Origin of the sequence: Enterococcus phoeniculicola ATCC BAA-412 (assembly GCF_000407505.1) — a bacterium.
Lineage (GTDB): Bacteria > Bacillota > Bacilli > Lactobacillales > Enterococcaceae > Enterococcus_K > Enterococcus_K phoeniculicola.
The window spans coordinates 261648-274715 of record NZ_ASWE01000002.1 but is presented as its reverse complement, the minus strand read 5'-3'; the positions used below and the strand labels follow the sequence as shown (position 1 = coordinate 274715).

The 13068-nt window shown below is 40.5% G+C and carries 11 protein-coding genes and 1 pseudogene; 1 reads left to right on the top strand and 11 read right to left on the bottom strand.

The window, feature by feature from the left end; genetic code table 11:
• Positions 1-36: 36 nt before the first annotated feature.
• Entirely contained in the window at positions 37-165 is a 129-nt protein-coding gene (locus tag I589_RS18780) for an LPXTG cell wall anchor domain-containing protein (RefSeq protein ID WP_425387000.1), read from the bottom strand.
• Between the two features lie 54 nt (positions 166-219).
• Here I589_RS18780 and I589_RS18775 point away from each other — a divergent pair, with 54 nt between their 5' ends.
• Positions 220-1680, top strand: coding sequence for a hypothetical protein (locus I589_RS18775; RefSeq protein ID WP_428829663.1), 1461 nt, complete (start codon positions 220-222; stop codon positions 1678-1680).
• 183 nt (positions 1681-1863) lie between these two features.
• Here the strand turns inward: I589_RS18775 and I589_RS18770 are convergent.
• From I589_RS18770 to dprA, 10 genes and pseudogenes are all read right to left on the bottom strand, one after another.
• Positions 1864-2817, bottom strand: a pseudogene (locus I589_RS18770) (adhesive domain-containing protein); the annotation flags it as partial.
• A 333-nt stretch (positions 2818-3150) separates the two neighbouring features.
• Positions 3151-4026 (bottom strand): aldose 1-epimerase family protein, encoded by an 876-nt coding sequence (locus I589_RS08090; protein WP_010768595.1) that lies wholly within the window; start codon positions 4024-4026, stop codon positions 3151-3153.
• Between the two features lie 12 nt (positions 4027-4038).
• The gene (gene codY, locus I589_RS08085; RefSeq protein WP_010768596.1) at positions 4039-4830 is read right to left on the bottom strand and encodes a GTP-sensing pleiotropic transcriptional regulator CodY; all 792 of its coding nucleotides are present in this window, start codon (positions 4828-4830) and stop codon (positions 4039-4041) included.
• An 18-nt stretch (positions 4831-4848) separates the two neighbouring features.
• Complete coding sequence (hslU, locus tag I589_RS08080) at positions 4849-6246, bottom strand: ATP-dependent protease ATPase subunit HslU (RefSeq protein WP_010768597.1); 1398 nt, start codon at positions 6244-6246, stop codon at positions 4849-4851.
• A gap of 14 nt (positions 6247-6260) precedes the next feature.
• Complete coding sequence (gene hslV, locus I589_RS08075) at positions 6261-6806, bottom strand: ATP-dependent protease subunit HslV (RefSeq protein ID WP_010768598.1); 546 nt, start codon at positions 6804-6806, stop codon at positions 6261-6263.
• Positions 6807-6850: 44 nt separating this feature from the next.
• Positions 6851-7750 carry a tyrosine recombinase XerC gene (gene xerC / locus I589_RS08070; RefSeq protein WP_010768599.1) on the bottom strand — a complete coding sequence of 300 codons (900 nt, stop codon included), beginning with the start codon at positions 7748-7750 and terminating at the stop codon, positions 6851-6853.
• A 148-nt stretch (positions 7751-7898) separates the two neighbouring features.
• Positions 7899-8516, bottom strand: coding sequence for a TetR/AcrR family transcriptional regulator (locus tag I589_RS17820; protein ID WP_010768600.1), 618 nt, complete (start codon positions 8514-8516; stop codon positions 7899-7901).
• A gap of 115 nt (positions 8517-8631) precedes the next feature.
• Positions 8632-9936, bottom strand: a complete 1305-nt coding sequence (gene trmFO, locus I589_RS08060) for an FADH(2)-oxidizing methylenetetrahydrofolate--tRNA-(uracil(54)-C(5))-methyltransferase TrmFO (RefSeq protein WP_010768601.1) — start codon at positions 9934-9936, stop codon at positions 8632-8634.
• A 41-nt stretch (positions 9937-9977) separates the two neighbouring features.
• A complete protein-coding gene (gene topA, locus I589_RS08055; RefSeq protein ID WP_010768602.1) occupies positions 9978-12056 on the bottom strand; it encodes a type I DNA topoisomerase in 2079 nt (692 codons plus the stop codon).
• Between the two features lie 120 nt (positions 12057-12176).
• Positions 12177-13043 carry a DNA-processing protein DprA gene (dprA, locus tag I589_RS08050; RefSeq protein ID WP_010768603.1) on the bottom strand — a complete coding sequence of 289 codons (867 nt, stop codon included), beginning with the start codon at positions 13041-13043 and terminating at the stop codon, positions 12177-12179.
• Positions 13044-13068: the final 25 nt, after the last annotated feature.

Below are 13068 nucleotides of genomic sequence, written 5' to 3'. Positions count from 1 at the left end.
ATAAAAGGAGAGGGAATCCCCTCCCCTTTTATAATATTAGTCGCGTTTAAATTTTCGACGAATCCACAATCCTAAGCTAGACAGACCCACTAACAAGGCACCAGCTACTGGCAATTCACTTGAAACGGTGTCATTCGTTTTTGGTAGAGGTTTTCCCCCTAACATAAGAGATGATCCGCCTCCAGAACCTTTGTGTCCACCATTTGGTAAAGTAATTGGGTGTTTGCCGTCAGAATCAGCATCGGCATCCGCATCAGCATCCGCATCCGCGTCAGCGTCGGCATCCGCATCAGCATCCGCATCAGTGTCAGCATCCGCATCGGCATCTGCGTCAGCATCAGCATCAGCATCAGCGTCGGCATCGGCATCTGCGTCAGCATCAGCATCAGCATCAGCGTCGGCATCGGCATCAGCATCCGCATCGGCGTCTGCGTCGGCGTCGGCATCAGCATCCGCGTCAGCGTCGGCATCCGCGTCAGCATCCGCATCAGCATCCGCATCGGCGTCTGCGTCAGCGTCAGCATCCGCATCCGCGTCGGCGTCGGCATCGGCGTCAGCGTCAGCATCCGCATCGGCGTCAGCATCAGCGTCGGCATCAGCATCAGCATCGGCGTCAGCATCGGCGTCGGCATCGGCATCAGCATCCGCGTCGGCATCAGCATCAGCGTCGGCATCCGCGTCGGCATCCGCGTCAGCATCGGCGTCGGCATCAGCATCAGCGTCGGCGTCGGCATCGGCGTCGGCATCGGCGTCAGCGTCAGCATCAGCATCGGCATCGGCATCGGCATCCGCGTCAGCATCGGCGTCAGCATCGGCATCGGCATCCGCATCGGCATCGGCGTCGGCATCCGCATCGGCGTCGGCATCGGCGTCAGCGTCAGCATCCGCGTCGGCATCGGCATCGGCATCCGCGTCGGCATCAGCATCGGCATCGGCATCCGCATCGGCGTCAGCATCGGCATCGGCGTCGGCATCTGCGTCGGCATCTGCGTCGGCATCTGCGTCGGCATCAGCATCGGCATCTGCGTCAGCATCCGCGTCGGCATCGGCGTCAGCATCGGCATCGGCGTCGGCATCGGCGTCGGCATCGGCATCGGCGTCGGCATCGGCGTCAGCATCCGCGTCGGCATCAGCATCAGCGTCGGCATCGGCGTCGGCATCCGCGTCAGCATCCGCGTCAGCATCAGCATCCGCGTCGGCATCGGCGTCGGCATCGGCGTCAGCATCGGCATCGGCGTCGGCATCAGCATCGGCATCGGCATCCGCGTCAGCATCCGCGTCGGCGTCGGCATCAGCGTCGGCATCAGCATCCGCGTCAGCATCAGCATCAGCGTCAGCATCGGCATCCGCGTCAGCATCGGCATCCGCGTCAGCATCGGCATCCGCGTCAGCATCGGCATCGGCATCCGCGTCCGCGTCAGCATCAGCGTCGGCATCGGCGTCAGCATCGGCATCCGCATCAGCATCAGCATCTGCGTCAGCATCGGCATCTGCGTCAGCATCGGCATCTGCGTCAGCGTCAGCATCGGCGTCAGCATCGGCATCCGCGTCGGCATCCGCATCAGCATCGGCTTCTGGATCATCCGGTATGATTGCCGTTGTATCTGGACTGACATTGCCTTGTGTATCTTTCGTATTCGCTTTAATTTCTTCTTGAGGAGAAACAACTCCTGGCGCTAACACAATCGTATAATTCCCTAACTCATCCGTTGTGCCTGTACCAACAAGTACATTATCACTATCATATATATCCACCGTTACATTTGGATCAGCAACACCAGTTACTGTATAGCCTTCAACAGAATCGCCTTCAACATTAACAGTAGGGGCAACCAAAGTTACTTGTGCGGCATACCAAATGGATGTCCGACCATCTGCTTCTGAAAAAATAGAAAGATTGATCAGACTGTCTTTTACAACGGTTCCCGAAAATTGCTCTTCAACCGCTGAAAGAGCACGGGTATTGTTCTTGTTCGACGGAGAAAGATCTGGGTCTTTGATCGTTGTAGGTAGAGTAACTTGAGTATCTCCTAGTACTGCCGCATCAGCAATTTGAGTAATCAGCAAGCCGCCTACCCCTGTGGCTGCCTTCGCAGCTTCAATTGCTGTATTCACGGTTAACTTAACTGGTGCAAGTGCTAAGTTTACTGTGTTCGCCAATCCATTAGTGATGATATTACTACCTGTAGCTTTTAGCTCTGTAACTGCTTTTTGTAAATCTGTTAGAATTGTCGTCACATCTTGAGCAACTACTTGGCCTAATCCATCATCCATTACCGCGTAAATATGTTTTCCATCTGTCGTTAATACTTGAGGTGCAGAAAATTGAGCTTGACCAAAATTCGATAGATTTTTTAAGAGTGCAAGTTGCTCATTTACAGCTGCAACATTAACCGTTACTCCAGTAACATTTCCCACAACATCTTCCAAAGTTGTTGCTAAAAAATCCACCAAATTATCTGTAGTTGTTATAACTTCCTGGAGTAGTCCAATTTCATTCAATCGCAAAGTGATACTTGTATCAATTGATGCATTCCCAGCTGGATTCACTAACCCAACTAAATCACTAGGAATAGTTAAAACAGCTGCTTGACGACCATTCAGCACTGCTGAGGCACCTACAAGCTCATTACCGGAAATAGTAAAATCTACATTTCTTGTACTACCATCAGTTATAAACGGACTGGTAGTTGATGTTCCACTACTGTTACTAAGAGAAAGATTCGTCAATACTTCTCCTGAGATAACAGCTGCATGTGCGACGACCCCAAATGACTGATTAGAAACATAAGAAATAACAGGTTCAGCCAACAACATCCCTGAAGACAATGCAACGGTCACCAGTAACGCTCGATGCGTTTTTTTGTGAGAGCGCTTAACATTCATAAGCCTCCTATAGTCTTGCTTTCTCATTATTCTCCTCCTCAAAAAGAAATTAATATTTATTCTTCAAACGAGCAGTGTAGCTACACAATAAAAATAAGAAAACGCGCTTTCTACTATGAGTATAGGATACTCTCTATCATAAATAAAATGATATGAACTTAAAAATAATCAAATAAAAAAACCACTGTTTTTATAATATGATAAATATGAAAATACAAAGAGGAATCTACCGCGAAATAGCGGTAGATTCCTCTTTATTTTCTTTTATTTCACCGTGATTGAATACTTAGTTTTGAACAATTCATTTGCAGCTAACTGATTAATTCCGTATTTTTCAATTAAGTTCCCAGAAGCATTCAACGTGTCAGCTATCCCACACCACGGTTCGATACAAACAAATGGTGCTTCTTTTGGATAAGGGGACCATATACCAACATATGGCATATCATTATAACTCAGAGTCACACTATGGCATGATTTTTCACTACGAATAGAAAATGCATTCAATCCTTTGGTCTCAAAAATCAGTGCATCTGTTTCAAACATTTCACGATTCAAAGCTAAATTTGTATTCGTTTGTCCTAATGTTCGCTGATCCAAATCAATATAAGGACCGTTTAGCGGTAGTCTCAGCCGAGATTTTTTCGGTGAAAAAGCCATATAATAATCCTCAAAAGTTAAACCTTCTTCTAGAGGAACATTAAATGCAGGATGACCACCTACTGCAAAAAACATTTCCTCTTTCCCAGTATTTTCTACTTGATATAAAGTGGTTATTCCTTCTCCACCTAATTCGTAAGTAATGATTAATTCAAAATCAAATGGATAATTTTTCTTTGTTTCTTCTGTGCTTTTTAGTGATAAGCTAACAGATTCTTCACCCTTTTTAATAACAGTGAAATCCATATCTCTTGCAAATCCATGCTGTGCCATAGAATAGGTTTCTCCTTGGTATTGATATTGATTCTCTTTTAATTTGCCCACAAATGGAAATAAAACAGGCGCATGTCTTCCCCAGAACTCGGGATTGCCTTGCCATATATATTCGATATTTGTATCTTTAGACTTAAGGCTGATTAACTCAGCACCTGTTTCAGCAATCGTTGCGACTAATTGATCATTTTGAATAATAACTGTCATTGTTTGCCCCTCCTAGTAATTGTGCTTTGCAAGCTCTTCTTTAAATCGTTTATTTAAAACCTTCAGATAGGTTCCCTTCATTCCAAGAGAACGTGACTCAATAATCCCTGCCGATTCTAATTTTCTAAGAGCATTTACAATGACTGAGCGCGTAATTCCAATCTCGTCAGCAATATTTGAAGCAGTCAACCGCCCTTCGTCTCCATTCAACGCTTGAAATATGGCTTGAACTGCTTTTAACTCACTATAAGATAGTGTATTTATTGCCATTTGAACAGCTGTCGTGCTTCTTACATCTGCTTCAATATTTCGAGATTGCTGATATAAAATTTGCATTCCAACTACTGTAGCACCGTATTCGGCTAAAACAAGATCATCTTCACTAAATGACTGCTCTATTCTCGCTAAAATGATCGTTCCTAAACGTTCACCAGCACCAAAAATTGGAACAACTGTCGTTAACCCAAATGGAAATTTTTCTCTCGATTCTATTGGAAAGGCAGTCAAGTCACTGGCGATTGGAATATTAGACTCCGTGCGTATCAGTTGATCCACTGCATCTGTGTAAGATTCAGGAAACTGTTTTTCTATAAACATACTTTTTACACGTTCATTATTCACATCATGTTTTTCATTATACCCTAACAAAACACCCTCACCGCTAATGATATATGCATTACTATCTAGAATATCTCCTAAAATCATGGCCATCTTATCATAAGGAAGATCTGCTTGCATATCAAACGTATTTTTTTGCTGCAATAATTTATTTATTTTACGCGTTTTTTCCAGTAAGGTACTCATTTTTACTCCTCCATTATCTTATAAAATGTAACGACTTAGATCCTCATTTTGAGCAATAGATGCGAGTTTATCATTCACATAGCTTTCTGTAATTGTAATATCCCCCATTTGCATTTCTGGTGCTTCAAACAACAAATCTTCTAATAGCTTTTCAAGAATTGTGTGTAAACGTCTTGCACCAATATTATCGGTATCTCTATTCACATCAAACGCAATATTTGCAATCCGTTCAATCGCTTCTATCGTGAAGGTTACAGAAACATTTTCTGTACCAATCAAAGCAATATACTGTTTAACCAACGCATTATTAGGTTCAGTCAAAATCTTTACAAAATCTTCTGCTGTCAAGTCATCTAATTCCACTCGAATCGGGAATCGTCCCTGAAGTTCTGGAATTAAATCGCTTGGTTTTGACAAATGGAATGCGCCAGATGCAATAAACAAAATGTGATCGGTTTGAATTGCTCCATATTTCGTATTTACTTGCGAGCCTTCTACTATCGGTAAGATATCTCTTTGAACACCTTCTCGGGAAACTTCTCCTGACTGTTGAGATTTTGAGGTAATTTTATCAATTTCATCAATAAAAATAATCCCGCTAGATTCTGCTAAGCGAATCGCTTCACTATGAATATCTGCATCATTTACTAATTTAGATGACTCTTCTTGGATTAACAGCTCTCTTGCTTCTTTCACTGTTACAGTTCGTTCCACTTTCTTTTTAGGGGATAAAGCACCTAATGTTTCATTTAAATCAATTCCCATCTGCTCCAAACCGTTGTTCATCGAAGGTGCAGCCTTCTTTGGTTCTTCAATTTCGATAGTCACTTCACGGCTATCTAAAATACCTTTTTCCAACTGTTCTAAAATAGTTTTTCTATTTACTCTGATTTCTTCTGTTACCTCTTCTTGAGGTTCCTGTGGTTGCTGTGCAGCATTAAACATGTTCATCATTTGCTCAAACTGATTTCCACTTTGTTTTTGCTCTTTTTTAATTCCTGGCACCAATACTTTTACTAGTCGCTGATTCGCTTTTTTTACGGCTTGGCTATACACTTTGCTGTACTGCTGTTTTTCTACAATTTGAATTGCATTTTCTACTAAGTCTCGAACCATCGACTCAACATCGCGACCTACATAACCAACTTCAGTAAACTTTGTTGCTTCAACTTTCACAAAAGGAGCATTGACAATTTTTGCTAATCGACGAGCGATTTCTGTCTTTCCAACTCCAGTTGGTCCAATCATCAACATGTTCTTTGGTGTAATATCTTGCTGCATTTTTTCATCAAGCTGTAAACGTCGATAACGATTACGAAGAGCAACCGCAACAGATTTTTTTGCTGCCTGTTGTCCAATAATATATGCATCCAGCTCAGAAACAATTTCTTTTGGTGTTTTATTTAATTCATTCATCTAAAATCCCTCTTTTACAATTCTTCTACAATAATATTGTGATTGGTAAATATACAAATATCAGCGGCAATATTTAGCGCATTTTCCGCTATTTCCTTAGCTGAGAGGTCGCCGCCATATTGTTTCATTGCTCGAGCAGCAGATAACGCAAAATTTCCGCCAGAGCCAATGGCCAATATCCCATCATCAGGCGTGATAACTTCGCCTGTTCCTGAAACAAGCAACATCTCTGATTCATTCATTACAATCAGCATTGCTTCAAGCTTTTGCATAGATTGCTGTGTTCGCCATTCTTGCGCAAGCTCTACTGCTGCACGTTGAAGATTTCCATTATATTCATTTAGTTTGCCTTCAAATTTTTCTTCTAGCGTAAATGCATCTGCTACGCTTCCAGCAAAACCAACAACTACTTCATCATTATAAATACGGCGTACTTTACGTGCCGTCCCCTTCATAACAACTGATTCGCCCATCGTCACTTGACCGTCCCCAGCCATAGCAAATTTCCCATTTTTTTCTACTGCACAAATCGTCGTTGAATGAAACTGTGATTCTACCATCTATTTTTCCTCCCAGAATTTATCTGCACTTTCTCTTCATGCATTTATGCACGCGGATGGAAGCTTCGATAATTTTTTTGTAAACTTTCTTTTGTTACATGTGCATAAATTTGTGTTGTCGACAGATTCGCATGTCCCAACAATTCTTGAACCGTTCGCATGTCCGCTCCATTATTTAACAAATGAGTAGCAAATGTATGGCGAAGCATATGCGGATGAATATCACTATCCAGACTACTTTTTTTAATTACTTGGTTTAAGACATATTCAATTCCCGTAGCTGTAATTGGTTCCCCGTGGTGATTAATAAAAACAAAAGGATGCTCTTTTTGATACTTTCTCATCAAAAAATTGCGCCCTTTTTCAAAATACTCCTGTAAAGCATCTGCAGCAAAAGAACCTAAAGGAACATATCGTTCCTTATTCCCTTTTCCGTGAACCAGCAATACGCCAGAACTAAAATCTATGTCTTGAATGTGCATTGTCACGGCTTCACTCACACGCAGCCCCGAACCATACAACACTTCCAATAATGCTTGATTTCGAAAATCCAAAGGTTTGTCTCCTTTGACACTTTCAAATAACGCATCCATTTCTTTCTCGTAAAAAAAACGAGGTAACCGAAGATTGCTCTTTTTCAAATGGACATAGGAAAAAGGATTCTCCTCAATTAACTCCTGTTTCAATAAGTATTGATAGAATGAACGAAGACTGGCAATTTTTCGGCTGATAGAATTTCGACTATACCCTTTATCCGTCAGGAAACTTAAATACACACGAACATCTAGATGCTGAACTTTCAACAGCTCATCATTCCCTGATTCTTCTAAAAAAAGCTTGAAATTTTCAAGGTCTTCTTTGTATGCTTCTTGTGTCTTCTCTGAGTATCCTCTTTCAACTAAAAGGTATCGATAAAACTCCTCTGGCCACTCTTTTTCAGCCATGTTTTCCCCTCCTAAATAATACATGTACAATGTAGCACAATGATTTTGAAAAAACAAACAAATTGTCAGAATTTAATCAATATTTCAAAGTTTGTTCACAATTGGCACAATTCATTCATAAGAATCAGCCAATTGATTCTCTAAAAAATCATACTACTGTACGTATACCATAAGCTAACCAGTGCATTCTCTGCTCAAACTGAGCAGTTGTTTTTGCAATCGGCTGTTGTTCCATCAAATGATCTTTAATTAAATCATGCATAATCGTGGTAAGAAACACGATAAATTCTTGATACTCACGTCCATTTTCCAGTTTCAGCTGTTTTGTATCGATTAGTTGGAAGAATCTCTTTTGAATTTCCAAAGAAGAATTCGCTTCGATTTCTTCTACTTTCGGAGTCTTTTGAAAGTCACTCTCATGCAAGAGCATCATTCGATAATAGTCTGCATAAATTTCTCGACTGTAGCAAGTAAGAATCTGACGGAAATAATCCTTCAAAGCTAAAAATAAATCGCCATTATTTTCTTGTAATACATCAAAGATTAATTGATGCGCATCCACCTTGGCATAATCATAAAAGTAAATATATAGATCCTCTAAATTTTCAAAATATTTGTAAAATGCTCCTCTTGAAATCTCTGCTTCTGCAATAATTGCTGAAACACGTGCTTCTTTCAAAGGATGCACCGAAAACTCATTCAATGCGGCTGTTAGTATTCGCTCTTTTTTTGCTTCCGGCAAGTTATGAAATGTTTGACTTGGCATAATTCAAGCTCCTCCATTACTTAAGTTTCAACTTCAAAATGACACACTTAGTAAAAAAATAGTGGGCCAGAAGGTAATTTCCCTCCTGCCCCATTTTACGATTCTAATTTCGAAATTACAATGTCGACTTTACTTCTTCATTTGCTTCTAGTGCGCGTGCTGCAATTGCTTCATAACGCGATTTTTTATCCCGGATTCTTTCGGGTAATTCAGGAAATAAACCATAGTTTGCGTTCATCGGTTGGAAATGTTTTCCTTCCGCGTGCGTAATATAATACGCCATACTTCCCATAGCTGTCTCTCTAGGGAAAATCACTGGTGCTTCTTCTTTTGCTAAACGTGCCGCATTAATTCCTGCAAGAAGTCCGCTAGCTGCGCTTTCAACATATCCTTCAACACCTGTCATTTGACCTGCGAAAAATAAGTTATCACGTTTTTTGGATTGGTAGGTTGGTTCCAATAGTTCAGGTGAATTCATAAAACTATTACGGTGCATAACACCATAACGTACAAATTCAGCATTCTCTAATCCAGGAATCATTTGGAATACACGTTTTTGCTCTCCCCATTTTAAATGCGTCTGAAATCCAACAATGTTATAAAGAGAGGCCGCAGCGTTATCTTGTCTCAACTGAATAACAGCATAAGGGCGTTTCCCAGTTTTAGGGTCTTCCAGACCAACTGGCTTCATTGGTCCAAAAAGCATTGTTTTAAGTCCGCGTTGTGCCATCACTTCGATTGGCATACATCCCTCAAAATATTTTTCTTTTTCAAAGGTCTTTAATGGAACTACCTCTGCATTAACTAGCGCATCATGAAACGCATGAAATTCTTCTTCGGTCATTGGACAATTTAGATACGCCGCCTCCCCTTTATCATAACGTGATTTCAGGTAGACCTTATCCATATTAATTGTTGATTTATCTAAAATTGGCGCTGCCGCATCGTAAAAATAAAATCCATCAGAACCATTGAATTCTTTGATTGCTTCGGCTAAAGGCTCAGAGGTCAACGGCCCTGTCGCAATAATTGTTATTCCCTCTGGAATGTCTGTTACTTCTTCATTTACCACTGTTACCATTGGATGTTCTTTTACGCGCTGCGTAATAGTCTGGGAAAAGCTATCTCTATCTACCGCCAATGCCCCACCTGCAGGAACTGCCGTTTGATCAGCAGAAGTGATGACAACTGAATTTAATCGTCTCATTTCTTCTTTTAATAAGCCAACTGCATTAGCTAAACTATTTCCTCTCAACGAGTTTGAACAAACCAACTCTGCAAAATTATCTGTTTGATGTGCTTCTGTAGACTTCACTGGACGCATTTCATAAAGTCGAACTGGAACACCCGATTGAGCAATTTGCCAAGCAGCCTCACTTCCTGCTAAGCCAGCGCCAATAACATTTACTGTCTGAACCATCGAATCCCTCTTTTCTAAAAATATATTCACACTCATAATAATTATTTTTGTACGTTTTCTTCATAGTCACCATTTACGCAGACGACTTGCTTTCCACCTTTAACTTTCTTTTCAACCAGATACTTCCCGCATTTTGGACAATCTCTCCCAACTGGTTTGTCCCAAGAAGTAAATTCACATTCAGGGTATCGACTACAGCCAAAGAAAATACGGTTTTTCTTCGATTTTCTTTCAACGACTTGTCCTTCATGACACACAGGACAAATGACACCAATTTCTTTAATAATTGGCTTTGTATTTCGACAATCAGGGAAATTGCTACATGCGTAAAACTTCCCGTATTTTCCTAACTTGATTACCATAGGATGACCACATAAATCACAATCAAATCCAGCGGGTTCATCTTTAATTTGAATCTTCTCAATCTTTTCTTCTGCATTTGTTAATTCAACTTCAAATGGTTTGTAGAAGCGGTCAACAACTTTAATCCAGTCCTCTTTTCCTTCTTCCACTTTATCTAAATCGCCTTCCATACCTGCAGTAAAATGAATATCGACAATTTGAGGGAAGAAATCAACAATTAGAGAATTGACAATTTCGCCTAGTTCAGTTGGCTCAAATCGCTTTTGAGCAAGCTTCACGTAATATCTTCGTTGGATCGTATCTAACGTGGGTGCATAAGTAGATGGACGACCCACGCCATTTTCTTCCAATGCTTTGATTAGTGTAGCCTCACTGAATCGAGCAGGTGGTTGAGTAAAGTGCTGTTTTGGTTCAATATCAACTGAATTTACCACATCGCCTACTTGTAAGTCAGGTAAAATATTTTCTTTATCTTCTTTGCCGTCATCTCTACCTTCTACATAGACTTGCATAAACCCTTTGAATTTTACTTTTGATCCATTGGCAATAAAAATAACGCCATTATGTGCCAATGTGACTTTCATTGTATCTAAAACAGCAGGGGTCATTTGGCTTGCCACAAATCGAGACCAAATAAGTGTATAGAGCTTCAATTGATCTTTGTCTAAGTATTTTTTCATTTCATCAGGTGTTCGTAATACGCTCGATGGACGAACTGCCTCATGGGCATCTTGTGCGCCCTGTGCATTCTTCGCTTTTCTCCCACCATGAACTGAAAATTCTTTTCCATAAGTGGTTTCAATAAATTCAGCTGCTTCATTTTTAGCACTATCCGCTATACGTGTTGAATCTGTACGCATGTAAGTGATTAAACCAACTGTTCCCTGTTTTCCTAAAGCAATTCCTTCATACAGTTGTTGCGCAACCATCATTGTTTTTCTTGTACGAAAATTCAACTTACGAGCGGCTTCTTGTTGCAGGCTACTTGTTGTAAATGGAAGTGCAGGATTTCGTTTGCGTTCTTTTTTCTCAACTTTTGTAACATCAAAATCTTTTCCTGTAATTTTCTGTGTTACTTCTTTAACTGCTTCTGCGTTTGGTAATTTTTTCTTTTTACCATCCACACCCCAGAAATTCGCTTTGAATTTTTTCTTTTCTTTTTTAAAGTTTCCGTCAATACTCCAGTATTCTTCTGGAACAAACGCACGAATTTCTTTTTCACGATCAATAATAATCTTCAACGCAACAGATTGTACACGACCCGCACTCAATCCTTTTTTCACTTTTCGCCAAAGGATTGGACTGATGGAATAGCCAACTAATCGATCAAGGACACGCCTAGCTTGCTGTGCATCAACTAAATCAACATCAATTGTTTTTGGTTCTTTAAATGCGGCCTTCACCGCTTCTTTTGTAATCTCATTAAACACAACACGATTTTTTTCAGATAAATCTAATCCTAATAAATAAGCTAAATGCCAGGCAATTGCTTCTCCTTCTCTATCCGGGTCACTTGCGAGAAAGACTTTTTCTGCTTTTTTTGCTGCAGCTTTTAAACTTTTTATTACATCGCCTTTTCCGCGAATTGAAATATAGTGGGGTTCATAGTTGTTTTCAACATCAATCCCCATTTTACTTTTTGGCAAATCTCGGATATGACCAACACTAGCCATTACCTTATAGTTTCTTCCTAAATACTTTTCAATTGTTTTTGCTTTTGCTGGTGATTCTACGATTACTAAATATTTATAGGCCATTACACGGATGGACTCCTTTCGCGTTTCGAGTTCCTACTATATATATGTGTAAAAAAACTCACAAATCGTAGCCTATCATATCTATTCAAAAAAGGTTTGTCAAGGAAGTAATTTCTCTAGTTACGAAAAATTAGTTAATTCTTCTAAAATATCTTTTGCTGAACACACACATTTTGCGCCATCTTGAATCAGATTATGGCAGCCATCTGAATAGCCTGATAAAATCTCTCCAGGAACAGCAAAAACCTCCCTGCCATATTCCAAAGCCATCTGAGCTGTAATTAAAGAACCGCTTCTTTGTTTCGCTTCAATTATGCAAGCGCCTAAAGAAAGTCCTGCAATGATTCGATTTCTCATGGGAAAATGATGTCGTCTTGGTCCAGTTCCATCTGGATACTCAGAGAGTAATAAATGGTTTGTTGCAATCTCTTCTTGAAGTTCTCTAGATGATTCTGGATAACAATTGTCAAGCCCTGTACCAATCACACCGATTGTCTTTCCTCCTAACGAAAGAACTTTTCTGTGGCTCTCTGTATCAATGCCCTTTGCTAAACCGCTAATAATCACGAATTGTTCTTTTACTAGTTCAGGAAGAAGTCTATGAACCACACGTCTCCCATACCCCGTCGCTTCTCGTGCGCCAACAAAAGCAATCTTCTTTTCCATTAAGAATCTTAAGTCCCCTTTATAAAACAAAAAAATAGGCGGATAGGGAATCTCTAATAACATTTCAGGATACTCTTCATTCAAACAAAATAAATAACAATGTTCCTGTTTCTTTTGCTGAATAAACTCATCAGAGAGATCCGACCATGAATCTCGAAAAGCTTTTTGATGTTGTCTATCTACCACAAAATATAAAATTTCTTCCATTGTGAAATGAGTGTATTGCTTTTCCAGCGCATATTTAATTAACTGCCAGCAGCCATTTAATCGAATTCCCCGACAAAATATCAATTTAAACAGCAAATTTTCTAATTCATACATAAAAAATACCCTTCTTTCTCTATAC

Coding starts and splice junctions, on each gene's coding strand:
- I589_RS18780 (WP_425387000.1), bottom strand. CDS start 165: ATGTTAGGGGGAAAACCTCTACCAAAAACGAATGACACCGTTTCAAGT.
- I589_RS08090 (WP_010768595.1), bottom strand. CDS start 4,026: ATGACAGTTATTATTCAAAATGATCAATTAGTCGCAACGATTGCTGAA.
- codY (WP_010768596.1), bottom strand. CDS start 4,830: ATGAGTACCTTACTGGAAAAAACGCGTAAAATAAATAAATTATTGCAG.
- hslU (WP_010768597.1), bottom strand. CDS start 6,246: ATGAATGAATTAAATAAAACACCAAAAGAAATTGTTTCTGAGCTGGAT.
- hslV (WP_010768598.1), bottom strand. CDS start 6,806: ATGGTAGAATCACAGTTTCATTCAACGACGATTTGTGCAGTAGAAAAA.
- xerC (WP_010768599.1), bottom strand. CDS start 7,750: ATGGCTGAAAAAGAGTGGCCAGAGGAGTTTTATCGATACCTTTTAGTT.
- I589_RS17820 (WP_010768600.1), bottom strand. CDS start 8,516: ATGCCAAGTCAAACATTTCATAACTTGCCGGAAGCAAAAAAAGAGCGA.
- trmFO (WP_010768601.1), bottom strand. CDS start 9,936: ATGGTTCAGACAGTAAATGTTATTGGCGCTGGCTTAGCAGGAAGTGAG.
- topA (WP_010768602.1), bottom strand. CDS start 12,056: ATGGCCTATAAATATTTAGTAATCGTAGAATCACCAGCAAAAGCAAAA.
- dprA (WP_010768603.1), bottom strand. CDS start 13,043: ATGTATGAATTAGAAAATTTGCTGTTTAAATTGATATTTTGTCGGGGA.